The organism is Asaia sp. BMEF1 (assembly GCF_051628905.1).
In the GTDB taxonomy this organism is placed as follows: Bacteria; Pseudomonadota; Alphaproteobacteria; order Acetobacterales; family Acetobacteraceae; genus Asaia.
In genome coordinates this window covers 2,395,481-2,420,762 of sequence record NZ_CP157575.1, presented here as the reverse complement: position 1 = coordinate 2,420,762, position 25,282 = coordinate 2,395,481, and the positions used below count along the sequence as shown (strand labels likewise).

The following is a 25,282-nucleotide window of genomic DNA, read 5'->3' as shown; positions in this document are numbered from 1 at the left end:
TTAGGCGTGATAGGGCGGACCCACAGTCCAGAGGGATCCAGGCACTCCCTGCCGTACCCCAGCCTATTTTTCAGCCGTCAGAGATGGAGCGCCTTGTCGAAGGCGCCCAGAGCGGCCTCTTTCAAGGCTTCAGAGAGCGTCGGATGGGCGTGGCAAGCCAGTGCAACATCTTCTGCACTCGCCTTGAAGGTCATGGCCAGCGTGGCCTCGGCAATCAGTTCGCCCGCGCAGGCGCCCAGAATATGCACGCCCAGAATACGGTCGGTCTTGGCATCGGTCAGCACTTTGACCCCGCCATCGGTGGCCGCGATGGCGCGCGCGCGCGCGCTCGCCATGAAGGGGAAGCTGCCGGTCTTGTAGGCAACGCCATCCTGCTTGAGCTGTTCTTCCGTCCGGCCGACCATGGCGAATTCAGGCTGGGTATAGATGACCGACGGAATGGCATCATAAGGCACATGGCCCACACGCCCCGCCAGATGCTCGGCCAGAGCGATGCCTTCCTCTTCTGCTTTATGCGCCAGCATCGGTCCGGCGATCACATCGCCAATGGCATAAATGCTGGGGCATGACGTGCGGAAATGCGGATCGACCGAGATACGCCCGACTTCGTCGGTATCGATTCCGACCGCCCCGAGATCGAGCCCCTGCGTGTAGGGCTTGCGCCCGATGGACACCAGAACCACATCGGCTTCGAGCGTTTCGGTCGCTTCCTGGCCGACCTTCTGCAAGGTCAGATCGAGCGCGGCACCGTCGGTGGCTACTTTGGTGACACGTGTTGAAAGGCGGAATTTGAGGCCGAGCTTTTCAAGCGAACGCTGAAACTGGCGCCCGAGCCCACGGTCGAAACCGGGGGCAATATGATCGCCATATTCGATGATCGTCACCTCACTGCCGAGGCGCTTCCAGACGCTACCCAGTTCGAGGCCGATCACACCGGCACCGATCACGGCAAGACGCTTGGGCACAGAGTCGAGAGACAGAGCACCAGTCGACGACACGACGCGCTTTTCGTCAAAAGCAAGACCCGGCAGCGCGACGGGTGCACTGCCCGTTGCAATCACGATCGACTGCGCCGTCACGCTCTCACCGTTGATCGACAGGCCATGCGGCCCTGTCAGCGTTGCTTCGCCAACCTTGAAGGTGACGTTGTTCTTGCGAAAGAGATAGCCAATACCCTTGACGGTATCGCCGACCACACGCTCCTTGCGGGCCATCATCTTGCCCAGATTAAGCTTCGGCGAAACACCGTCGATGCCCAGTGCCGCAAATTCAGTCTCGGCTCCGTGCAACCGCTCGGAGCTGTGCAGTAATGCCTTCGACGGTATACAGCCGACATTAAGGCAGGTGCCGCCAGGTGTTTCACGCCGGTCGACGCACAGCACCTTCAGACCGCGCTGCGCGGCCTTGAGCGCACAGACATAACCGCCAGGGCCAGCGCCGATAACGGCCAGGTCGAACTCAAAACTCTCCGGCATGGCGGTCTCTTTCCTATCAGACATCGAGAAGCAGGCGGCGCGGATCTTCCACGTATTGCTTGACGCGCACCAGGAAGCTCACCGCCTCGCGGCCATCGACCATGCGATGATCGTAAGACAGCGCGACATACATCATCGGACGAATCACCACCTGCCCATCGACCGCCACCGGGCGATCCTGAATGGCATGCATGCCCAGAATGGCCGATTGCGGCGGGTTCAGGATCGGGGTGGAGAGCAGCGAGCCGAACACCCCGCCATTGGTGATCGAGAACGTACCACGAGACAGCTCATCGAGCTTAAGCGTGCCCGCACGGGCGCGTGTGCCATAATCGTTGATATGGCGCTCGAGTTCGGCAAAGCTCATCTGGTCGGCATCGTGCAACACCGGCACGACCAGCCCGCGCTCGCTTCCGACAGCAATGCCGAGATTGACGAAGCGGCGATAGAGAATGTCATCGCCATCGATTGTCGAATTGATAGCCGGAAATTCCTGCAAGGCCTTGATGCAGGCGCGCGCGAAGATCGACATGAAGCCAAGCTTCACCCCGTGCTTTTTCTCGAAAACCTCACGATATTCTGCACGCAGGGCCTTGGCTGCGCTCATATCCACTTCGTTGAAAGTGGTCAGAATGGCGGCTGTGTTCTGCGCGTCTTTCAGACGACGGGCGATTGTCTGGCGCAGGCGCGTCATGGGCACGCGCTGCTCGCGGCTATCCTGCTCATTCTTGCCGAGCAGCGCGGCCAAAGCACTGGCCACTGCCGGAGAGGGCGACGAAGGGGCCGCAGCAGGAGCGAATTGCGCTGGTGTCTCGGGCATGGCGCCTGGCGAGGCCGGTGCTGTCGCAGGGTTCTGCTCCATGCGGGCAATCACATCTCCCTTGGTGACGCGCCCATCGAGCCCGGTACCTTCGGTAAGGCTGCCCGGCGCAATCTGCTCTTCCGCCATCAGCCGGGCTGCCGCGGGCATGGGCTCGCGCACGGCCTTTGGGGCTTGCGGAGCAGCAGGCGCTGCCTTGGATGAAACTTCCCCAGAAGGGGCTGCTGCCGGCGCTACCGCGCTGGCCTTGCCATTCGGATCGAGTGTGCCGAGAACGCTGCCAACGGCCACTTCAGCGCCCGTGGCCATCAGATCATTGCCCAGTACGCCAGCCTGAGGCGCGGGTACTTCGACGCTGATCTTGTCGGTTTCCAGTTCGACGACGGACTCGTCTGCGGCCACCGCCTGCCCGGGTTGCTTGAGCCAGCGGGTAATCGTCGCCGAGGTGACACTTTCACCGAGAACCGGCACCTTAATCTCGACCGACATCATCTCTCCCTTTGCCCGTTAGGACTTCTGTCGCGCAGCATCTCGAGCGACCATAGACAGGAACAGCCCGCGTGCCTACTCCACGCGCAGTGCGTCCTGAACGCATGAAATGGGGATCATGAGGGTGATTTGTCAGGGTTTGACCGGGATCTCCCGCAGCGACACCGGATATTTCACCCGATTGTGACGCGACATCACGCGAGAGCGGGGTCTTTCATCTGGCCCGACAGCGCCTCATATGCTGAGCCTCTTTTGACCGCTTGCGGAAGCGCCCGTTGCGTGCCGCCTTGACGCCCGACACACGACAACCACGAAAGACCTGCCTTTATGTATCTCGGTATCGATCTCGGCACTTCGGGCATCAAAGCGGTTCTGGTCGATCAAAACCAGAAAATTATCGCTGCCCATACCGAAAAGCTGACAGTCAGCCGCCCGCATCCGGGCTGGAGCGAGCAGGACCCGAATGACTGGTACGAGGCGACCCTGCGTGCGCTCGACGCCCTGCGTGACAACCACCCCGAGGCGCTCGCCTCAGTACGGGGCATCGGTCTGTCTGGGCAGCAACATGGTGCCGTCCTTCTAGGTGAGGATGGCACCGTGCTGCGCCCCTGCCTGCTCTGGAACGATACGCGTGCAGAGTCGGAATGCTCGCTTTTCGAGCATCGCTTTCCGCTTTGTCGCCAGATCACGGGCAATATCGCCATGCCCGGCTTCACCGCGCCGAAGGTGATGTGGGTAGCCCGACACGAGCCGGAAGTTTTCTCCAGGGTCACGCATGTCGTGCTCCCCAAGGCCTGGCTGCGTTTTCGCATGACAGGCGCGCTGATCGATGACATGTCGGATGCCTCAGGTTCGCTCTGGCTCGATACCGGACGCAGGCTCTGGTCCGATGCCGCGCTCGAAGCCTCCGGTCTGCGTCTTGCCTCCATGCCAGGACTTTGCGAGGGCACCGAAGCGGCAGGGACACTGAATGCCGAGCTTGCCGCACGCTGGGGCATGAAAGACGCCCCCATTTTTGCAGGCGGTGCTGGCGATAACGCCGCCGGAGCCGTCGGGCTCGGCGCCATCCACACGGGCGATGCGTTTCTCTCTCTGGGCACGTCGGGCGTCGTCTGGGTCACCACCGATTCCTTTCACCCAGGCGGCAATCACGCCATCCATTCATTCTGTCATGCCGTGCCTGATCAGTGGCACCAGATGGGCGTCACCCTGTCTGCCGCAGCCTCTCTCGCCTGGTGGTCGCGCGTGACGGGAATGGACGAGAAAGCCCTGCTCGCTGAACTGCCGGAAGCCCCCGAAGCCCCCTCACCCGTTCTGTTCGCGCCCTATCTCTCTGGCGAGCGCACACCTCATAATGACGGCACGGTGCGCGGCGGCTTCGTTGGCCTCACACAGGACACGACACGCGCCGAGATGACCCAGGCCGTGCTGGAAGGCGTTGCGTTTTCCTTCCGCGATGCGCTCGAGGGCCTCGCCGAATCCGGCACGGTCATCAACGAGGCCGATGTGATCGGCGGCGGCTCACGCAGCCCGCTCTGGACCGCCATCCTTGCCAGTGTGCTGGGTGTGACCCTTCATCGCCTCGCGAATGGCGAGCAGGGCGGGGCCTTTGGTGCCGCCCGACTGGCCCGTATCGCCGCAACCGGTGAAGACGTCAGTGCGGTGTGCCTACCGCCTGAGCGTGTGGCTTCCATCGCCCCGGATGAACGCCTGACCGGCCCCTATCGTCAGGCTTACGCCCGCTACCGGGCACTCTACCCGGCGCTGAAATCCATTCCGTAAATCGGCTGAGACAGGCTTCCCGACAAGACCCTCAAGGAGATCAGGAAGCCTCTTTCGCAGGAGGGCATAAAGAACCTGGCTCATCCTCGATGAGACCCGCTTCGTTTAAGTCTTCGGGCAGTGCCGCTTTGACTGTTGTATCAGGGTGCAGGCGAGATAACCGGTGAAGATTGCCGCCATGCCAGATGGCGGCGTGTCATTCAGCCTAGGACTATTAGAGGCGCCACACACAGGATCGGCAACCAGAGATCGGGCGCCCCGGAAAGCCGGGTTGAGCCGCCAAGTGCCGACGTGGTCTCATAAATCGCGATGCGGCATCTGACGTTTCTCCGCAGCGCGACGCCAGAAATTGCACAAGACCATGCCCAGAATCCCGGCCAGCATACCGAACGCGGTCGAACTCAGCTTTCCCGGCGGGAGAGCAGCCATCAGAATGCCGCTCGACCCGCCAATGGCAAAGGCCATTGTGCCGAGCAGCGCCGAGGCCGCCCCTGCCTGATGGCCATGATGAGTCAGCGCCAGAACATTTGCGTTGGGGCCGATAAAGCCGAGCGTGAAGGTGGTGGTGATGATCAGCGCACAAAGCGGCCATGGATCGTTCTGCCCCACGACATGGCTCGCACTTACCGCCAGCAGGATCAGCCCCGAAACGACGCAGGCCACGAGACCGCCCTGCATGACCGAAGTGAATTTGAAGCGATGCGAAAGGCGACCATTGATCTGGGTTGCCAGAATGAAACCACCCGCATTGATGCCGAAGAAAATCGCGAAGGCGCGCGGCGTAAAGCCGAGCAGATGCTCGAACAGAAGCGGCGCATTCGAGAGATAGGCGAACATCACGAAGGTGCTGAAACTCGAGAGCGTCGCCGATGACATGAAGACAGGCTCGCGCGCCAGACTGAGATAGCGCCGCAATATCTCGACCGGTGGCAGGGCATAGCGCCTTTCCTGCGGCAGGGTCTCGGGCATGACGACCAGCCACAACCCTGCCAGCAGAGCGGCCGCGACGGCCCCGGCCCAGAAGATCAGACGCCAGCTTCCGAATGCCAGAAAAACACTTCCCAGGGTCGGCGCGAGAATAGGGCCCACCCCGAAGACGAGGGTCAGTTGGGACATCAGGCGCACTGCCTCATGGCCCGTGGCGACATCGCGCACGATAGCCCGCGGAATCACACTGGTGATGGCGCCGCCAAGCGCCGCCACCAGACGTAGAAGGCAGAATGACCAGTAGGAACCCGTCGTAGCCAGAGCAATGGTTGCAAGCACATAGATGGCAAGCCCCGCCACCATGGGTTTGTGCCGCCCGAAGCGATCGGAGAGAGGCCCCAGGCAGAATTGCCCGATGGCAAGCCCGATGAACCAGGCGGCCAGCGTAAGCTGCGCTGAGCCAGGCCCCTGACCCAGATCATGCTCGAGTTGGGGGAAGGCAGGCAGATACATATCGGTCGAGATCGGGCCGATCGTACTGACGAGCCCGAGCAGAACGATCTGCCCGGTTGAGAATCGTATGGCGGGATGAGGCGATGAGGTCAGCACGGGAAAACCGGGTCCAATCAGTCTTGGCCATCTAGACACGAAAACGAGCCGAACGCGCATGGCACGCGCTGGTCGTCACCCGGAAGAGGGCTGAACCCGTTTTCTCAGGGGGAGTCGTGTCTGTCAGACATCGAAATCCCTTCTCCTCCTCCCCTGTCCGAAAGGCAACTGGCGTTTTTGCCCTGACCTCCCATGCACCCCGCACATAACGGGTTTGTGTGGCCCCCTCGTTTGGCGGCACCGCGTAGTGCATCCCGGCACCATTGACAGGGCTCTCCCGGCGACGCGACCGGACATGGACGCCTGTCAGTAGCGGCATTCCGCATTATGAATATCAGAACGCGACCCAATTACAGCTTCACATCACGAGTAAAAAATCTCATTTCATAATAGTATTGAAATAAATGCGTTATATATAAGAAATTATTGATGGCATTCGAAAAATTCCCATCCAGCGCCAGATGATAAAGATATCCCTATCCGCCATTGCGGCACTCATGACGATCCTCATCGGAGGGTCAGACCCTGCACAGGCCAGTCCTTTGCCCTACTGCGCCAATCCTCAGGAAGTTCTGTCAGGCACCCGGCTGACTATCGGTAAAGCCGAAGGATATTTCGACTGGCAGAGCGCAGATGAGACATTCAGTCTCAGACCCGTCTTCCGCCTCAATTTCCACTCCTGTATTCCCAATATTGTTTCGATCAATGCTGGCGTCTTTGTCACGCGCGACCGGCAGATCTTCGGACTCAGCCCGCAGGGATTGACGCATCGAGGGACCGCCAGGGCCATCGATCCCGCATTCGCTGATCATGGTGAAACCAGGCGTTGCGACCAGCTTTCCACAACAGCCGATATCTGCCTTGAGCGCAGTGCCGGCAACGCCATTGTTTTCATCGAGAACCATCGCCCGGCCATGCAACATATACCGCTTCTCATCTCAAGAACGAAAACCGTGCAAAGCTTCGCGTTTCTCCCCTCGCCCGACTCTCCATCAGGCCTTGTCAGTCTGATGATAGACAGGCGCACCGGCTATGATTTCATCATGTTCGATGTCTGGCATCTGCCAGAGCAGGCAGGCTTCGGCCCTACACCTGCGCAGTAAACCCGAGCGACCTTCATCCGCTCTCCTTCCCGCGAGCTTTATCCCGCGCGCGGTTTGAGCTACGCCCTGCACATTCAGGGTTCGCACAGGATGAGAGATCACATGCGCATAGCGATGATTGGCGGCGGTTATGTCGGACTGGTTTCCGGCGCCTGTTTTGCGGAATTCGGCACGGATGTGGTGATTGTCGAAGCAGATCAGGAGAAGCTTGCCGCGCTCAGGGCAGGAGCGATCCCCATCTATGAGCCGGGGCTCGACAAGATCGTCTCGGCCAATGTTGCCGCAGGGCGTCTGAGCTTTACCGATGCGCTGGCCAGCGCCATCGATACTGTCGATGCCGTATTCATTGCGGTTGGCACGCCGACGCGTCGTGGCGACGGCCATGCCGACCTGACCTATGTCTATGAGGCAACGCGCCAGATCGCGCGCCATGCGCGCAAGGGCCTGCTGGTTGTGACGAAATCGACGGTGCCCGTGGGCACCGGGCGCGAAGTGGCGCGCATTCTGCGTGAAGAGCGCCCCGATCTGTCGTTCAGCGTTGCCTCGAATCCCGAATTTCTGCGTGAAGGCAACGCTATCGGCGACTTCATGCGACCCGATCGCGTGATCATCGGCATCGACGATACGGCTACGGATGGCGGTGCCAATGCCCGCCTGCTCATGCAACAGCTTTACCGCCCGCTTTATCTGATCGAGACGCCCATCGTCATGACCGGGCTGGAAACCGCCGAACTGACCAAATACGCCGCCAATGCCTTTCTCGCCATGAAGGTCACCTTCATCAACGAAATGGCCGATCTCTGCGAAAAAGTGGGCGGTAACGTCCATGACGTCGCGCGCGGCATGGGGCTGGACCAGCGAATTGGACGTAAATTCCTGCATGCGGGGCCGGGCTATGGTGGCTCCTGCTTCCCCAAGGACACACGTGCCCTGACCGCCATCGCGCGCGATGCAGGCAGCCCCTCGCTTCTGGTCGAAGCGACGGTCGCGATCAACGAAGCCCGCAAATCCGCCATGGCTGAGCGCGTGATCGCGCTTTGCGAAGGATCGGTGAAGGGCAAGACCATTGCCATTCTGGGCCTTACCTTCAAACCCGACACCGATGACATGCGCGAGGCGTCGTCTCTGCCGCTGATTCATCGCCTGATCGAGGAGGGCGCTATCATCCAGGCCTTCGACCCGGAAGGCATGAAGCCCGCCCGTCCACTCCTGCCTGAAAGCGTGATCTACGCGAACTCGGCGCAGGAAGCCGCAACCGGCGCGGACGCGCTCGTCGTGCTGACCGAGTGGAACGAGTTCCGCGCCATCGCTCCAGCCAAGCTGAAAGCCGCCATGCGCGGTGCCGTCATTGCCGATTTCCGCAACATCTGGGAACCTTCGGCCCTGCGTGCTGCCGGTTTTACCTACAGTTCAATCGGCCGCCCCTGAACGACCCGGCCGTGCAACGGTGAGGATTGCTATCTGACCTCGCCGCGCCGGGATCAACATGACGGCACCGACTTCCTCACAACCGCTGGATATCACCCAGAGTGCGAGAAAACACTCTGGCGCACCTCACAGACGGCCCAATCGACCAGTAAAACGCCGGCAACCGGAAAAAGCCGCTCAGCCAATACGCTCTCCCCCGATGGCATCGACAGCCTGAAGCGATCACAGACAGAGCCTGACGCTGAGAGAGACGGGCATGGGTGCGGCGCCTTAATCCCTGCCGAACTCCCGTGCCTCGTCCAGCCATGACAAGCGGTCAGCTGAACAGCTCCCGGCTATGCGAGAGCCGGGTTGCTCAGTTCGCGCGGCTCGCCATAGCGGCAGCGCGTGCAGCGGCCTTTTCTTCTTCGGTCCATACCTTGCGTTCGCGCACTTTCGGCGCCTTGACCTGCTTGACCGGGCCGCCGCCCAGCACCGGCGCGCGTGCCGTGGAATGACGCGCTTTCTCACAGTGCCACTGGTGATTTTCGTGCACGGTCAATGCGCGTCCGATGGTGCGCTCAACATCATGCAGCCAGGCGCGCTGCTCGGCATCGCACAACGTAATCGCCCGGCCACTGCGTCCAGCGCGACCCGTGCGACCGATACGGTGCACATATGCTTCAGGCAAGCTGGGCAGATCGTGATTGACCACATGGGTGACTGTATCGACGTCAATGCCGCGCGCGGCGATGTCCGTAGCCACCAGAACGCGTGCGCGGCCTTCGCGGAACGCTTCGAGCGCGCGCTCGCGCTGTCCTTGAGATTTATTACCGTGCAGGGCCTCGGCAGTAATGCCAGCTTCGGTGATATGCGAGCAGACTTCATTGGCGATGTTTTTCTGAAGCGTGAACACAACGGCCTGACCGACATCGGGCGCACTCAGTAGCGATAGCAAGGCCGCCTTCTTGTGCTCCGCATCGAGGAACATGACCGTCTGCTCGATGCGATCGACCGTGGTGGACGGCGGCGCGATTTCCACCTTGGCCGGATCGCGCAGCAGACTGTCCACCAGGGCAGCGATGGATTTCGGCATCGTCGCCGAGAAAAGAATCGTATGGCGTTCACTCGGCGTTGCGGCGACGATCTGTTCGATGGGCTTGGCGAACCCCATATCGAGCATCTGATCGGCTTCATCCAGCACCAGAGCTTCGAGGGTCGACAGATCGCAAAGCCCCTGCTCGACCAGATCCAGCAAGCGACCGGGCGCAGCGACGATAATATCGACGCCTTCCTTCAGCGCATTGACCTGATGAAACTGGCTCACGCCACCGAAGATCGTGGTGACGCTGAAGTTCAGATGGCGGCCGAATGCTTCGAACCCATCAGCGATCTGGCTGACGAGTTCACGCGTCGGGGCCAGAACAAGCACGCGGGCACCGTTCTTCGGCGCAGGGCGTGGGTCAGCCGCCAGACGATGAAGAAGAGGCAGCGCAAAAGAGGCCGTCTTGCCTGTTCCCGTCTGAGCCATTCCCAGCAGATCGCGACCTTGCAGGAGCAGAGGAATCGATTGTGCCTGAATCGGGGTGGGTGTCTTGTAGCCAGCCTCGGCGAGGGCCTGAAGAATGGCAGGCGCGAGGGCAAGTTCATCAAATGTCATGGTCATGAGGAAACAGCGCCTCCGGCGCACAAAATCGGTTGCGCCTTGGATGGCATTTGGACTGTGAAGGTGCCCTTTAGCGGGCGAATTGACGCCACGTCAACGCAAACGCACATCAACGCCGTTCCGGCCAGCCATTATGACAAAGGCGGCGCGTTTCTGGCCACGTTATCTCTGGATGTAACGTCATGACCCGGTTTCAGGCGACAGAGCTCTTCTGCAAAACGCAGACACGCCGACATTCTTGTGCCGCTTTCCGGGGAAGTTACCGTAACGGTCTTCTCTCGAGCCTGCGGGAAATGGCTGAATAAGCGCTATCATCGATGAACGCGCTTCACCGGGTCAGGCGTCAAGCCGCTCTACGGTTGCGAAGCGCTGACGAGACAGAGGCCGTAGAGCGCCTGTTTCAAACCAAGCTTCGTATCAAAAAACGAAAAACACGGCCACATCGCCATAGGAGGCATTTTTTTCCTTTTGATAGCAAATCGCGCCACATGCGATGGAAAAACGACTTGAAAGTCTCTGGCGCAATGGTGTTGGCACGGCTTTTGCATGATACACTTTATGAACAGTGTCCTGCCCCCCTCAACCTTCCGGTTCGACCGCCTTTCGCGCATTGCGATCGGCCAGGCCGTGCTGACGGAGCAGATGCCTGAGCTGGTAATAGGTCAGGCCGAGCGCCGTAGCGGCCTGCTTCTGGTTGAAGCGGGCGTTGCGCAAGGCAGATTCGAGCAGGCTGCGCTCATAGGCGCGCGTAGCCTCGGTGAAGTTCACCCCGTCGGGCAGGGCGGTGGGCTGGGCTTGCGGGGCTGGGGCTTCACGCGCAGGCGCCGGAGCGCTTTCAGACTCTGGCACAGCGAGCGGTCGCAGCCAGTCAGGGCCGTTACGGAAGGGGTCGAACACGATGTCGTCGAGCAGTTTTTCGGGCCGATCCATGCGATAGACACTGCGCTCGACGACGTTACGCAGCTCACGCACGTTGCCGGGCCAGTCGTAACGCATGAGGCTCTCACGCGCGCGATCGGAAAACCCGGCGAAAAGCTTGCGCCCGAGGCTGGAGGTCATACGGGTCGCAAAATGCTCGCACAGGATCAGGATATCTTCCTGACGGGCACGCAAGGGCGGCAGCATGACGACGTCGAAAGCCAGACGGTCGAGCAGATCGGCGCGGAAATCGCCCTTCCGCGCCATGGCGGGCAAATCGGCATTGGTAGCGCCGATGATACGCACATCGACATGGATGGTCTCGTTGCCGCCCACGCGTTCGAAACTGCCATATTCGATCACGCGCAGGAGCTTCTCCTGAACGGCCATCGAGGCCGAGGCGATTTCGTCGAGAAAGAGCGTGCCGCCATGGGCCTGCTCGAAGCGGGACAGCCTGCGACGCTGGGCACCCGTGAAAGCGCCCGCCTCGTGACCGAACAGCTCGCTGTCGAGCAGGCTATCCGGCAGGGCAGCGCAGTTCAGCTTGATGAGCGGCCCGTCCCAGCGCGGCGAAAGCAGCGCCAGTCGGGCGGCCACGAGTTCCTTGCCCGTCCCGCGCTCGCCGATGATCAAGGCGGGGCGGTCGAGAGGGGCCAGACGCGAGATATGGTCGAGCATCTCCAGAAAGGCGGGGGATTGTCCGATCGGTGTCGGGTTTTCGTCGTTTCTGGGGGATCGCGCCATTTTATGGCCTGTCTCGCATCTCGCGCCTCGGGAAACTCCTGTTTCACCCCGGATCGCGTCGTTGACAAGAGAAGCTGGTGTTCTCCTGCGATCATTTCCTGTTAAAATCGTTTCAGCAAAGAAAGAGCATCACAATGGGTATCTTTTCCCGCCTCGCGGATATCGTGAACTCCAACCTCAACGCCATACTGGCCAGCGCAGAAGACCCGGAGAAAATGATCCGGCTCATCATTCAGGAAATGGAAGACACGCTGGTCGAAGTCCGCAGTCAGGCCGTGACCATGATCGCTGAGCGCAAGGGACTCGAGCGCCGCGCCCGCACCATGATGCAGGAAGAGGATGAGTGGCTGCGCAAGGCCGAACTCGCCCTGACCCGCGACCGTGAAGATCTCGCCAAGGGCGCCCTCGCCGCGAAATCGACCATCGAGCAGTCGCGCAAATCGCTCGAGCAGCAGATCGCCCAGGTCAATGAGAGCCTCGACCAGCAGCATGACGATATCGGCAAGCTTCAGGCCAAGCTGGCCGACGCAAAATCGCGCGAGAAATCCCTCACCCTGCGCCATAAGGCGGCCACCAACCGCATCAAGACGCGCGAGCGCCTTTATGACACACGTGTCGAAAATGCGTTCAATCGTTTCGAGCAGGTCGAACGCGCGCTTGACGCCCTTGAGGGGAAAGCCGAATCCTACGATCTCGGCCGCGGTTCTGGCGGCACGCGCAAGCCGAGCCTGCAGGAAGAACTGGCAGGGCTCGAAACCGACATGGCTGTTGAGAACGAACTCGAGGCGCTGCGTGCCAGGATCAAAAGTCGCCAGGGATGAAAACAAGTATGAGACGCGTTGAAAGCAAGGGTGGCCGGTCATGAGTCATGGTTCAGGAATCGATCTCGGCGATCTGGTCGCCCTTGCGGCAGTCGTCATGCCATTCGTCATGGTCATGTATATTGTAACCATTCGTGCCCGCTCGCGTGCGACGGCCAGCAAGCTTCAGGAATCCGATCTCGCGGCCCTCAACATGGCGCATGTCCAGGCCCGGAGACTTGAAGAACGCGTCGATCAGCTCGAGCGCATTCTGGATGAAGACGTGCCGGGATGGAGGACACGGAGTTTCTCATGATGTCCGCACGCCTGCTCACCCGTCCCGCACGCCGCGTTGCTCTGGCGACGCTGCTACTCTCCGGCCTTGCCGCAAGCAGACCGGCGCACGCTGCGCCGCAGGTCGTGGATGCGGAAGATCTCGATCTCAGCGTGCCCTGTCTGGGGCGTTTCGAGATTACGGTCGATCCGGCCATGAGCGATGGCGTATCGGTAGACAGCTCGGCGACGGGTGGCGCGCATCTCACCATGCGCACGGCCAAGACGCAGGGTTCTTCCAAGGTCCTCATCACCAGCAAGAGCTGCGCGCCCGCGGCGAAGGTCGCGATTCTTGTCGCGCCCAGCGTGGGCGTTCTGATTCACGACAGCCACGACACGCATTTCGTCATCAACGGGACGCTGGCTTCGCTTGAAGCAAGCCTCGAAGCCGGGCAGCTCGACGCCGACACCATCCAATCGCTCGACCTGAGCCTTCGTGGCACCGAGCAGGTGCATATCGCCCATCTCAACCGTGCGGCGCAGGTGGTCGAAACAGGGGCCTCAGGTCTCGTGGTCGATCATGCCAGTCTCGACGCCTTTTCGGCCCAGCTTTCCGAAACCAGCCATCTCACCGTTACCGACGGGCGTTTCGATGTGCTCACCCTCATGGTCGAGAATGCTGCAAGCGTCCGTCTGGGCGGCACGGTCAACACGGCAACTGTTTCAGCCAGCGGCACGGGGCTCGTGGCCATTCCGAATGTGAGCGGCGCCCTGACGCGCACTGGCAATGTGCAGGTCGGTCCGCTTGCCGCCACGATCGCGCCAGTCACCACACCCACTCAGGGCGGGGGACAAGGCGCCATGCCCGGTCCAGCCGTGCCGGCCGCACCCACCGCGCCCACGGCAGCTCCCCCTGTGCCGCCGGTCATGCCGAATACCGGCGCACAGACAAACATCTCCCGTTCGCCCACGCCACCGGCTCCGCCGGTGGCGCCGCCCGTCCCTTCGGCGGTTGTGGCACCAGCGCCCGACGCAAGCATCTCTGGCCCGTCCAGCGCCGCTACGGCACCAGTTGCCACCGCGCCCGCGATGCCCCTGCAGGCTGCCCCCCCCCAGGCCGGTTCAGCGCGACCTGCTTCGACAGCACCCGCTCAGGCGCCATCGCCTGCGATGCCGGCCACGACCACACCCGGTGTGGCGCCCGCTCAGACAACAACGAGCGTACCGGATGAACAGCCCTGGGCGGTGCCTCCTGCGGAAACCGCGAAGTCACCCCAGACATCCCCCGCGCAGAGAACCAACGGGGCGGGCGGCACGCAGGCGGATACTGGCCAGGGAGGCACAACCCAGCCGGGAGCAAGCCAGTCAGGGGCCAACAAGACAGGCAACTCCGGGAGCGCACCCCGAACCGATGGCACATCCGGCAGGGTGACGGCTGCACCGACACCCACCAGCCCGGCGCCAACCCCACAGGGAGAACAGACAAGGTGATACGGCTAAGCCTCGGCCTCACGCTCGTCATCGGCGCGCTACCGACCCTCGCTCTTGCCAGCCCGGACACGCCGCAGGCGGCGCTCTCGGCGGCGCCTTTCACCCTGACGCTGGACGCGCCTTGCGCCTCGGCCATCACGGTCGATGGCGCGGCAGGTCAACAGGAAGGCGCGGTGCTGCTGCACGAAGGCGATCAGGTTCCGGCTGGGCTTTCCTTCACCTCCGACACGCATTCAGCGCAGCTCGAAGGGCAGCATTGCGAGACCAATGCACATCTTCGCGTACCCCTTGGCACCGCCATCATCGCAAAAATGAGCAATTACGGCTCACTGCGCCTCTCTGGCATCAATGGGCCGCTTTCTCTTACACATAAGGGTAGTAGCGAGGTAACAGCCGATCAGGTCACGGCGCTGAGTGTCGATGGAAGCGGTTTTGGCTCCCTCAAGCTTGGCTGGCTGCACGGACCTGCTGCGATCACGCTCAGCGGCAGCGGCAATGTCACCATAGGGCGTGTCGACGCAAAGAGTTTTACCGCTCTTTCAAGCGGGTTCGGCAATATCACCCTGTCCGACGGCAGAATTGGCACCCTTGATGCTCGGGTGCACGGTTCAGGCAATTTCGCCTTCGATGGCATCGCCCGTACCGCTACCCTCGAAGCGAATGGCTTTGGCACTGTCACGGTCGATACGGTAACGGGTTCGGTGCATAAAGACGCACACGCTCCGGGCTCGATCACCATCCGTCACGAAACCGCCTTACCCAGAAGCGTCTCTGCCACGCATGCGCTGCTCACCCTGCCCGATGGCACGGTCATTACGGCGCATAATCTGATCAAGCCTGACGGCACAATCGTCTCTTTTGACAATACGGCGAGCGCAAACGACAATTCTGACGAAGAATCGTCAGCACCGCGCCATTATCATTCGGGTCGTTGGGTTCTGATCCTGGCTTTGCTGCTTTTCTTCGCGCTTCGTCGAAAGATCGGCCCTCCGCTGAGCCGCATCGTCGCACGCCTCGGTCTTGCTCCAGCACAACCCGATGCCGAGCCAAGCCATCAACCGCAGATCGTCGAACTGGCCGAGCGGCTCAAGCGTCTCGAGACGCGCGTTGGCGCGGTCGAGCACTGCGTGACCTCGCGCGATTTCCATCTGCATCGCGAATTCCACACCCTCTCTCGCCGGTGTGGATGAGCGCCGCTTTGAGACCGCTCCTCAACGGCATGTCCGGAAAAAGAACAAAGGGAAACACGCCATGAGCCGTCTTAGCCTGAGCGCCTTCTCTTTGATGGTGGCCTCGAGCTTCGTCGCCCAGAAAGCCGAAGCCCAGGCTCTCAGTCCTTCCTCGCCCGAGGCAGTGCTCGCCGCCGCGCCCTACACGCTGCATATCGAAGCCGGCTGCATCGGTACGCTGCATATCCAGGGCGCCTCGGGGCTGCATGAACATGCCGATATGCACGATGTTCCGGCGGGGCTCTCGTTTCAGGCCGGAGCGCATGATGCCTGGCTGACGGGCAGCGCCTGCGGTGAAGAGGCGACAATCCAGCTCATAGCCGGGGCCGCCATCGTCTCGACGTCCATGAATTACGACGATCTGAAGATCGACTGGGTAGAAGGCCCGCTCTCCTTGCGACAGGGGCGCGGCACGATTCATGCCGACAAGGCGAGCGCCCTCCTCTATCGGGGCAGTGGCCCTGGCGATCTCCTGCTTGGCACGCTCAACGGGCCAGCGATCATCGCCACTTCCGGGCCGGGCGATGTCCAGGTCGACACCGCAACCTCACCTTCCATCATTATCGGCGCGACAGGACCGGGCGATGTCACGATACGTGGCGGCACGGTCGATCAGCTTGCCGTGACCCTCTCCGGCCCAGGCGATGCGATTTTCGACGGGGTCGCACGCAACGCAACACTGCGCACCAGCGCCTCTGGCGACATCCGGGTGCATCAGGTTCTGGAAGAGAACCATATTCATTCCAGCTCGAGCGGCTCGATAGAGATCGCGCAGAAAGCAGCGCATGGTCGGGTCGCGACCGAGACTGACGGGCCGCGCCACATGCAGGGCGGCACCCATATCACCGCAGGCGATATGACCCTGCCCGACGGAACACGCATCAACGCTCATCGCATGGTCAAACCCGACGGTACGGTGATCGATTTCGACGCCTTGCGCCATATCGGCAGCGACGCAACGGAGGCAACGCCGCCGACCCCGCCTGAGCCACCCGAACCGCCACAGCCACCGGAACCACCTGCTTCCTCCGTTTCGAGAGGCAGCGATACGCCGCATGAAAGCGCGCATTCGCCTTCCGACAAGCATCCCAAAACCACCTATAACATCAAGGTCTCTGCCGACTCTGACGGTATGGTCCCCGGCATAATCGTGATGGCGGTGCTTGCCATCGCCCTGCTGCGCCGACGCCTCATCCCGAAGCTCATTCCACTGCTTCATTCTTTCAACCCCGCTTTTGCCAGACGGGTTGAACCGTTTCTGCTGTCGCTTATGGCGAAAGTCTCGGTCCCCATGCCCCAAACCCAGCTGCCGCAATTGCTCGACCTGACCCAGAGATTGCAGAAGCTCGACAAACGCGTCTGCGCGGTCGAAACCTGCGTGACTTCGCGCGATTTCCATCTGCACACGCAGTTTCGCGATCTGGATCGTAAAGGGGGCTGACAGGGTCGCACCCTGCACTCACCGTCTTTGCCTTCTGCATCCGCTTCGTGCGCCTCGCCTCGCCCCCTGCACCGGGGCGAGATGGGGGCTTTGACGTGGCGTCCCAGTCAGGCTAGGGCTTGATTCATGATCCTCCCTGATGGCGGCTGCTGACCGTGAATTTAATCCTCGATCCTGTCGCGGCCATAGGGCGTGCCTTTCTCGGCATTGTGCGCAAGGCCGGTGCGCTGGCGCTTTTCGCGCTTGCCGGTCTGTCGCATCTGCTGCGTCCGCCTTTCTACTGGGGCGTGTTCTTCAACAGTCTGATCGAGATTGCCTTCTACTCGCTGCCTGTCGTGGCGCTTACCGCCATTTTTTCGGGTGGCGTCATCGCGCTGCAATCCTATGCCGGCTTCGCCCAGTATCACGTGCAGAGCGCCATTTCGGGCATCGTCGTTCTGGCTGTCGTGCGTGAGCTCGGCCCGGTTCTGGCTGGCCTCATGGTCGCAGGCCGCGTCGGCGCCGCCATGTCGGCCGAAATCGGCACCATGCGCGTGACCGACCAGATCGACGCGCTGCGCACGCTCTCGACAGATCCGATGAAATATCTGGTTACCCCGCGCCTGCTGGCAGGCACGCTGGCCCTGCCCTTTCTGGTTCTGGTGGCCGATATTCTGGGTGTGCTGGGCGGGTTTACTGTTTCTGTCTCCAAGCTCGGCTTCGACCCGCAGAACTATATCGTCGCGACTTTCAACGCGCTCAAGCCGCTCGACGTGATTGTCGGCCTTTCGAAGGCCGCAGTGTTCGGCTTCATCATCAGCCTGATGGGCTGCTATCACGGCTATACCAGCCGGGGCGGCGCCGAGGGCGTGGGCTCTGCCACCACCGCCGCCGTCGTTGCAGCCTCGATCCTGCTTCTGGCCTTCGATTACCTCCTGACGGATCTGTTCTTCGCCTCATGAGCGCCCTGCCCAAGATCCGCATTCGCGGCCTGACCAAATCCTTCGGCTCGAAAACCGTGCTAGACGGCATCGATCTCGATGTCGAGGCCGGGACGTCTTTCGTCGTCATCGGCGGCTCGGGCAGCGGCAAATCGGTGCTGCTGCGCTGCATTCTGGGGCTGATCACGCCAGATTCCGGCACGATCGAAATCGATGGCGAGAATCTCCTGACCGCCTCGCCTGCGAAGCGTATCGCGCTGATCGAACAGATCGGCATGCTGTTCCAAAACGCGGCCCTGTTCGACTCCATGAGCGTGGCCGACAACATCATGTTCGGCCTGCGTGCCAAGGGACGCGGCAAGGCGCATCGCCTGACCAAAACCCAGGCGCGCGAGCAGGCTGGCGATATTCTCAAGCAAGTCGGTCTCGACCCGTCAGTGGGCGCCCTCGCCCCGTCTGAACTCTCGGGCGGCATGCAAAAACGAGTCGGTCTGGCGCGCGCCATTGCCGGCACCCCGAACATCCTGTTCTTCGACGAACCAACAACCGGGCTCGACCCCATCATGGGCGCCGTCATCGACGGGCTGATCGTGGATTGCGTCAAGCGCCTTGGCTCGACCGCCATCGCCATCACCCATGACATGGCTTCTGCCCAGCGCATCGGCGACCAGGCCGCCATGCTCTATCACGGCAAACTGGTCTGGAAGGGACTCGCTTCCGAGCTGATGAATAGCGGCAACGCCATGGTCGATCAGTTCACCCATGGGCGCAAGGATGGGCCGATCGGGATGGAGTTGCGAAAGTAAGGGCTAAGCGTTCTTTTTTACAAAAAAGAACCAAAAAACTCTTATTTGTCAGAGGCCTAAAAATTCCGAGGTCCCGAACTCATCTTTTTGAAAAGTCTTTTTGCTTCTTTTTCTCCAGAATAAAGAAGATCCCTTTCTGTTCTTGTTATGTTTCCACACCTGCCTTATCTTTCAGCCTGAACCTCTCGCCTGAAAGCCCCCAGAATGGCCAAACGTCCCACTGCCCGTTTCGTGTGTCAGGCCTGCGGATCGATCACCAGCAAATGGTCGGGACGCTGCGATGGGTGCGGCGAGTGGAACACCATTGTCGAAGAAGCGGTCGAACCCACGAACCGTGAAAGCCGCAAGCGCGCTGGCAAGCTGACGCTGATGCATCTCGATGGCGATCTGACGCCGCCGCCCCGTATCGAGACCTCGATTGCAGAGTTCGACCGTGTGCTCGGTGGGGGGCTGGTGCCTGCCTCGGTGGTACTTGTGGGTGGCGATCCGGGTATCGGCAAATCGACACTGCTGCTGCAAGCCACCTGCGCTCTGGCAAAGGCGGGTCGACGCGTGCTGTATGTGTCGGGCGAAGAAGCGGTGGACCAGATACGCCTGCGCGCACGACGCCTGAAGCTCGACGCACCGACGCTGGATCTGGCGGCCAGCATCAACGTCTCGGAAATTGCCAGCTCGCTGGAGCAGGACCGCGAACATAATGTGGTGGTAATCGATTCCATCCAGACCATGTGGCTGGAAACCATCGAGAGCGCACCGGGCTCGGTGGCGCAGGTACGTGCCTGTGCTTTCGAATTGATACGTCTTGCCAAGACAGTCGGTTTTTCACTCGTGCTCGTTGGACATGTGACGAAAGAGGGCGCGCTGGCTGGCCCGCGCGTGCTGGAACACATGGTCGATGCGGTCATGTATTTCGAAGGGGATCGCGGCCATCAATTCCGCATTCTCCGTGCTGCGAAAAACCGTTTCGGAGCGACAGATGAAATCGGCGTTTTCGCCATGACCGATACGGGTTTAACGGAAGTACCCAATCCTTCCGCTCTGTTTCTGGCCGAAAGACGCGGCAATATCGCGGGCTCGGCGGTTTTTGCAGGCATGGAAGGCACGCGCCCCGTTCTGCTCGAAATTCAGGCGCTCGTTTCCCCTAAAGCGGGTGAAGGTGCTGCAAGACGTGCTGTGGTTGGCTGGGAAACGGCTCGTCTGAATATGCTTCTGGCCGTGCTCGAGGCCCGTTGCGGACTAAAAATGGCAGGGATGGATGTGCATCTGAATATCGCAGGCGGTCTGCGTATCAGCGAACCTGCCTGCGACATGGCGGTCGCCGCAGCCCTGATCTCTGCCGCGACCGGCGTACCCACCTCTTCGGGCGCCACCTATTTCGGCGAGGTGGGATTGTCTGGCGAAGTGCGCCAGGTATCCCAGACCGATCTGCGCCTGAAGGAAGCGCAGAAACTCGGCTTCGCTCAGGCCATATTGCCGCGACGTGTCGCGAACGGCGCCGCGCGCCCCAAGCCCCCGGAAGGTCTGGCGCTGAAGGAGATCGGGCATCTCAACGATCTGGTCGAGCTGTTCCAGCCAATCGAGGACTGAACTGGTCAACACACACCTGGCGATAAGCGATAAGCGATAAGCGATAAGCGATAAGCGATAAGCGATAAGCGATAAGCGATAAGCGATAAGCGATAAGCGATAAGCGATAAGCGATAAGCGATAAGCGATAAGCGATAAGCGATAAGCGATAAGCGATAAGGATGACTGAGCGCGCTCACGACGCCCCGGTAGTCCCTACTCTCTATTTTAACAAAAAATTTCGATGTATTACCCATCTTGCATACCTGTTTCATTCGTGTAAACGGGCAGTCAAGAAGCAGAATTTGCTCAAATATTCCTATCATCGATTCTTTTCGGCACTGTTCTCACTCTGCGTCCGCATGAAATGAGGCGTGACAGGCGATTTATTACCCTGCCGTGCCACCCCGGGAGATCGGCTTATGCTGGCTGCGACATATTCACGCCTCGACAGGCTGCGTCTTTCTGCATTTTCCTGGTTCAGGACACCGCGTCGTCACGAAAAAGCGAGTCTGTATCTGCACGGCCTTTTCACCGTGCATGTGCTTGTTTTTGCCCTTGTTGTCTGGGGCACGGCGGTCACAACCCCTTATCTCGACATGCTGACATGGCAACACGACGCCCTCGAAGCGCTCAAGGCCAATGAGGCAACGGTCTGGTTCGGTCATCTGTTGCACCCTCATAACGAACATCGACTTGCCTTTGTGCGCGTACTGACACTGCTCGATCTCACATTCGGTGGCGGGCGAGAGACAATTTTCATCATGACGACGCTTTTGGCCGTTATCGTCATTGCCGGACTTTTATGGCGGGTCATGACCGAGCATGCCCGCGCCAAAGACAGACTGCTGGCGCTTGTCATCCCGATGCTGATCCTCAGCAGCACAGCGGCGCTCGATATCGGCCTGCCGATTAACTGCGTCTATCCGCTTTCTCTTGTTTTTTCCGTAGCCGCCATCGTGATTTTTGCGCGCGCCGCAACGGCACCTCGCAATAATTCGCGTCTTCTCATGGGAGCGATGCTGTGTGCGCTTCTTTCTCCCTTTGGTAACATGACTGGCCTCGTCATCTGGCCTGTATTGATCTGGCTCTGCTGGCGGTCGCAAGCGGGGTGGCGCATCTCATTGATCACCCTTTTTCTGGGGACCAGCGAGTCATGTCTCTACCTATGGCATGACCTGCCCGTCCATGCTTCTGGCGGTATCCAGCTTGGCCTGGGGGCAGTAATGCGGCTAGGCGTCTATGCTGGCGTGTTTCTCGGGCTACCCTTTTCGCGTCTCGCCACCTTTACCATACCCGCGATCGGGCTTGGATGGGGTCTGGCGCTCGTCGCAAGCGCTATCCTGGTTGCCGACTGCCTGAACAAAAAGCCCGCCACGCGCGCCACACTGGTTTCCACCGGATTGATTCTCATCGGTCTCGGGGTCGCTGCGATGGCAAGCCTCGGACGCGTTGATGAAAGCGCCGATCTGGTCGCGCCAGCGCGTTATTCCATTTACGTGGTTTTATTTCACACCGGGTTGGTCATGCGCGTCCTTCTGTGGTTTCGTACGCGCCCTGATCGCGCGCGGCCCCTTGGCCTGAAAACAGGCATGGGTTTTGCCACGCTGCTCTTGCTGTTTCAGGTCGTCTCGGGGCTGGCCGGACTGAAGGCGGCCAATGACCTGCGCGACGTTGTTATGTCCTGGCAGCCAGGACTGCACGGCGCACATTATACGAAGCTGGTTTTTCCAGATCTTTCCTATGCCGAAGCGGTACGGCGCGACGTGGATGCCTATCTTCTGGCGCGCTGACGCACCCTCGCCAGACCATTTCGTCGAGCCTCCCTTGCCATAACCAGCTGGCCCTGCTTCTTGACGCGGAAAGAAACGAGACAGGAAGGCATCTCATGACCCGAACCCTGGTGGTCGAAACCCAGCTGGATACGGTTGTGAAGAAGAGCCTGTTTCGCGTTCATGCTGCACCCATTGCGAGCGAGGAAGAAGCCAGAGCTTTCTTCGAGCGTGTGAGTGCAGTGGATGCCACGCATAATTGCTGGGCGTGGCGGCTCGGTGGCCGCTATCGCAGTTTCGATGATGGTGAGCCGGGCGGCACGGCGGGACGGCCTATTCTGCAAGCCATCGACTCACAGGAATTCGACCGCGTGGCCGTTATTGTGGTGCGCTGGTTCGGTGGCATCAAGCTGGGCGCAGGGGGGCTGGTGCGGGCCTATGGCGGGGCTGCTGCGTCCTGCCTCAGGCAAGGCGAGACTGTCGAGATCGTCCCGATGCAACGGATAGGCTTCCATGCCTCCTTCGGGCTTTTGCCTATAATCCAGGCACGTCTCGGCGACTGGAGCGCGACACAGGAAAGCTGCGCATTCGATGAAACGGGTGCCGATCTCGAAATCTCGCTGCCGCTATGCGAGGCGGAGCGTGTCAAAAATACCTTGCAGGATCTGTTGCGAGGCGCCGCCGTCAAGTTGCTCGAAGAGGGAGACGAACCCTCCTGCGCATAGTCTTTGATCAAGGCAAAGAGGAAACGAACGCAGCGGTTTGACGCTCCCGACTTTCCTTCTTACGGTAACGCATCATGTTACGATCGTAGGATCCCTTTTCATGCCCGTTTTCAGACACGCCGCCGCTCTGGCAGCTGTTGCATTCCCCCTTCTCTCCTCTACGGCTCTGGCCGCCCCGAGCAATCCGCTCTTCCAGGCGAGCCCCCTGCCGTATCAGGCCCCCCCTTTCGACAAGATCAAGGACAGCGATTACGTACCGGCCTTCGAAAAGGGCATGGCCGACCAGCTCAAGGAAATGCAGGCTATCGCCAACAACAAGGCGGCACCGACCTTCGACAACACGATTGTTGCCATGGAGCGTTCGGGTCAGTTGCTGGGCCGCGTGCAAAGCGTGTTCTACGGTGTCTATTCGGCTGACAAAGACGATGCCATGGACGCCATCGACAGCAAGGAAGCGCCCAAGCTCAGCCAGCATTCGGACGAAATCTATCTCAACCCGAAGCTCTTCCATCGTGTGAAGACGCTATATGACAACCGCGCCAAGCTGAACCTGACCCCTGAGCAAGCCATGCTGCTTGAGGTGACGTTTCAGCAATTCGTGCATTCAGGCGCCGAGCTTTCGCATCCCGACCAGCAGAAGCTACGCGCGATCAACACACAGCTCTCGAAGCTGGAAACAGCCTATAACCAGAAGCTGATTGCCAGCGCCAAAGCTGGCGCGCTCGTGGTCGACAAGAAAGAAGCGCTTGTCGGGCTAGACGACGGTGCCGTTGCCTCTGCACAGAAAGCAGCAGAAGGGCGCAAGCTCCCCGGGAAGTATGTTCTGCCGTTGCAGAACACGACGCAGCAGCCCGATCTGGCCTCGCTGAGCGATCGCACCACGCGTGAAGCGCTGTTCAACCAGAGCTGGACGCGCGCCGAAAAAGGCGATGCCAACGATACACGCCAGACCATTGCGGAAATCGCCCAGCTGCGCGCTGAAAAAGCCGCGCTCTTCGGTTATGCGAACTACGCTGCCTATACGCTGTATGATCAGATGGCCAAGACCCCGGCAGCCGTGAACAGCTTCATCCACCAGCTCGTTCCCGCAACGGCAGCCGAGCAGCATCGCGAAGCCGCCGAGTTGCAGAAGGCGATCGGTGAGGATCATCAGAATTTCACGCTCAAGCCCTGGGACTGGAATTTCTACGCAGAGCGCGTGCGCAAGCAGAAATTCGACCTCAACCAGAACGATGTAAAGCCGTATTTCGAGCTGCATACCGTGCTGACAGATGGCGTGTTCTTTGCCGCCAACCAGCTTTATGGAATCACCTTCGAACCTCGCAAGGACATCCCGGTCTATAACCCCGACGTCATGGTTTTCGAGGTGAAGGACAAGGACGGTTCACCACTTGGCCTGATGTATTTCGACTATTTCAAGCGTGACAACAAATCGGGTGGCGCCTGGATGTCGAATTTCGTGGGTCAGAGCGACCTGCTGAAAACGCGTCCGGTCATTTACAACGTGGCGAATTTCACAAAGGCCGCGCCGGGGCAGCCGCAGCTCATCACGTCCGATGACGTGACGACCATGTTCCACGAATTCGGTCATGCCCTGCATGGGTTGTTTGCCAGCCAGACCTATCCGTCGCTTTCGGGCACGGCGGTGGCGCGTGATTTCGTCGAATTCCCGTCACAGTTCAACGAAAACTGGGCGATGGACCCAAAAGTGTTCGCGCATTACGCCCGTCACTACAAGACTGGCGCGCCCATGCCTGCCGAACTGGTCGAGAAGATCAAGAAGGCCGCCCATTTCAATCAGGGATACGCCTTGGGTGAAATCGTGGCTGCTGCCCAGCTCGACATGTCCTGGCACGGCATCTCGGCCGATGCACCGCGGCAGGATGTCGATCAGTTCGAAGCCAAGGCGCTTAACGAGACCGGTCTCGATGTCGCGGATGTACCACCGCGCTATCGTTCCAGCTATTTCCTGCATATCTGGGGCAATGGCTATTCGGCTGGCTACTACGCGTATCTCTGGACCGAGATGCTGGATCAGGACGTATTCTCGTGGTTCCAGTCCCATGGCGGTTTGACCCGTGAAAACGGTCAGCGCTTCCGTGACATGATCCTGTCCAAGGGTCACACCATGGATTACGGCCCGATGTTCAAGGCCTTCTACGGCAAGGACCCCGAAATCGGTCCGATGCTGGCCCATCGTGGCCTTCTACCTGCCGCAAAGTGACATCAAAGGGCCTGCCTCTCATGGGTGAGAGGCAGGCCCTTTGGTCTTCCGGCTTCCTGCCAATCTTCAGGAACTCGTCCGCATAAGCAGGATAC

At 60.4% G+C, this 25,282-nt stretch carries 19 protein-coding genes; 14 read left to right on the top strand and 5 right to left on the bottom strand.

The genetic code is table 11. The features are described 5' to 3' along the window. Positions 1-77: 77 nt before the first annotated feature. Both lpdA and odhB read right to left on the bottom strand, forming a co-directional pair. Positions 78-1,475, bottom strand: coding sequence for a dihydrolipoyl dehydrogenase (lpdA, locus tag ABHV46_RS10635; protein WP_438381430.1), 1,398 nt, complete (start codon positions 1,473-1,475; stop codon positions 78-80). A 16-nt stretch (positions 1,476-1,491) separates the two neighbouring features. Further along, entirely contained in the window at positions 1,492-2,784 is a 1,293-nt protein-coding gene (odhB, locus tag ABHV46_RS10630) for a 2-oxoglutarate dehydrogenase complex dihydrolipoyllysine-residue succinyltransferase (protein ID WP_438381429.1), read from the bottom strand. Between the two features lie 327 nt (positions 2,785-3,111). Here odhB and xylB point away from each other — a divergent pair, with 327 nt between their 5' ends. Then, positions 3,112-4,566 carry a xylulokinase gene (gene xylB, locus ABHV46_RS10625; protein WP_438381428.1) on the top strand — a complete coding sequence of 485 codons (1,455 nt, stop codon included), beginning with the start codon at positions 3,112-3,114 and terminating at the stop codon, positions 4,564-4,566. Positions 4,567-4,863: 297 nt separating this feature from the next. Here the strand turns inward: xylB and ABHV46_RS10620 are convergent, their stop codons facing one another. Beyond that, on the bottom strand, positions 4,864-6,102 hold the full coding sequence (locus ABHV46_RS10620) for a multidrug effflux MFS transporter (protein ID WP_438381427.1): 1,239 nt from the start codon (positions 6,100-6,102) through the stop codon (positions 4,864-4,866). Positions 6,103-6,599: 497 nt separating this feature from the next. Here ABHV46_RS10620 and ABHV46_RS10615 point away from each other — a divergent pair, with 497 nt between their 5' ends. Continuing rightward, positions 6,600-7,205: a hypothetical protein gene (locus tag ABHV46_RS10615; protein WP_438381426.1), complete on the top strand. Its 606-nt coding sequence runs from the start codon at positions 6,600-6,602 to the stop codon at positions 7,203-7,205. A gap of 102 nt (positions 7,206-7,307) precedes the next feature. Beyond that, a complete protein-coding gene (locus ABHV46_RS10610) occupies positions 7,308-8,633 on the top strand; it encodes a UDP-glucose dehydrogenase family protein (protein ID WP_438381425.1) in 1,326 nt (441 codons plus the stop codon). A gap of 355 nt (positions 8,634-8,988) precedes the next feature. On the opposite strand, the gene ABHV46_RS10605 is transcribed toward ABHV46_RS10610, so the two are convergent. Together ABHV46_RS10605 and pspF are read right to left on the bottom strand one after the other, a co-directional pair. Further along, complete coding sequence (locus ABHV46_RS10605) at positions 8,989-10,278, bottom strand: DEAD/DEAH box helicase (RefSeq protein ID WP_438381424.1); 1,290 nt, start codon at positions 10,276-10,278, stop codon at positions 8,989-8,991. Between the two features lie 579 nt (positions 10,279-10,857). Beyond that, positions 10,858-11,940: a phage shock protein operon transcriptional activator gene (gene pspF, locus ABHV46_RS10600; protein ID WP_438381423.1), complete on the bottom strand. Its 1,083-nt coding sequence runs from the start codon at positions 11,938-11,940 to the stop codon at positions 10,858-10,860. Between the two features lie 134 nt (positions 11,941-12,074). Between pspF and pspA the strand changes: the two genes are divergently transcribed. From pspA to ABHV46_RS10545, 11 genes are all read left to right on the top strand, one after another. Then, positions 12,075-12,761, top strand: coding sequence for a phage shock protein PspA (gene pspA, locus ABHV46_RS10595; RefSeq protein WP_438381422.1), 687 nt, complete (start codon positions 12,075-12,077; stop codon positions 12,759-12,761). Positions 12,762-12,801: 40 nt separating this feature from the next. Next, complete coding sequence (gene pspB / locus ABHV46_RS10590) at positions 12,802-13,056, top strand: envelope stress response membrane protein PspB (protein ID WP_438381421.1); 255 nt, start codon at positions 12,802-12,804, stop codon at positions 13,054-13,056. Further along, positions 13,053-14,504, top strand: coding sequence for a hypothetical protein (locus tag ABHV46_RS10585; RefSeq protein ID WP_438381420.1), 1,452 nt, complete (start codon positions 13,053-13,055; stop codon positions 14,502-14,504). Before pspB ends, ABHV46_RS10585 begins: the two co-directional genes overlap by 4 nt. After that, the gene (locus tag ABHV46_RS10580; RefSeq protein ID WP_438381419.1) at positions 14,501-15,694 is read left to right on the top strand and encodes a GIN domain-containing protein; all 1,194 of its coding nucleotides are present in this window, start codon (positions 14,501-14,503) and stop codon (positions 15,692-15,694) included. Before ABHV46_RS10585 ends, ABHV46_RS10580 begins: the two co-directional genes overlap by 4 nt. Before the next feature lie 61 nt (positions 15,695-15,755). Then, positions 15,756-17,174 (top strand): GIN domain-containing protein, encoded by a 1,419-nt coding sequence (locus ABHV46_RS10575; protein ID WP_438381418.1) that lies wholly within the window; start codon positions 15,756-15,758, stop codon positions 17,172-17,174. Positions 17,175-17,329: 155 nt separating this feature from the next. Then, positions 17,330-18,115 (top strand): MlaE family ABC transporter permease, encoded by a 786-nt coding sequence (locus ABHV46_RS10570; RefSeq protein WP_438381417.1) that lies wholly within the window; start codon positions 17,330-17,332, stop codon positions 18,113-18,115. After that, positions 18,112-18,900: an ABC transporter ATP-binding protein gene (locus tag ABHV46_RS10565; protein WP_336945965.1), complete on the top strand. Its 789-nt coding sequence runs from the start codon at positions 18,112-18,114 to the stop codon at positions 18,898-18,900. Before ABHV46_RS10570 ends, ABHV46_RS10565 begins: the two co-directional genes overlap by 4 nt. Positions 18,901-19,104: 204 nt before the next feature. Next, positions 19,105-20,487 (top strand): DNA repair protein RadA, encoded by a 1,383-nt coding sequence (radA, locus tag ABHV46_RS10560; RefSeq protein WP_438381416.1) that lies wholly within the window; start codon positions 19,105-19,107, stop codon positions 20,485-20,487. Positions 20,488-20,888: 401 nt separating this feature from the next. Beyond that, the gene (locus tag ABHV46_RS10555; RefSeq protein ID WP_438381415.1) at positions 20,889-22,259 is read left to right on the top strand and encodes a hypothetical protein; all 1,371 of its coding nucleotides are present in this window, start codon (positions 20,889-20,891) and stop codon (positions 22,257-22,259) included. A 95-nt stretch (positions 22,260-22,354) separates the two neighbouring features. Further along, positions 22,355-22,963 carry an IMPACT family protein gene (locus tag ABHV46_RS10550; RefSeq protein WP_438381414.1) on the top strand — a complete coding sequence of 203 codons (609 nt, stop codon included), beginning with the start codon at positions 22,355-22,357 and terminating at the stop codon, positions 22,961-22,963. 100 nt (positions 22,964-23,063) lie between these two features. Further along, a complete protein-coding gene (locus ABHV46_RS10545; protein WP_438381413.1) occupies positions 23,064-25,187 on the top strand; it encodes a M3 family metallopeptidase in 2,124 nt (707 codons plus the stop codon). The last annotated feature ends 95 nt before the right edge of the window (positions 25,188-25,282 follow it).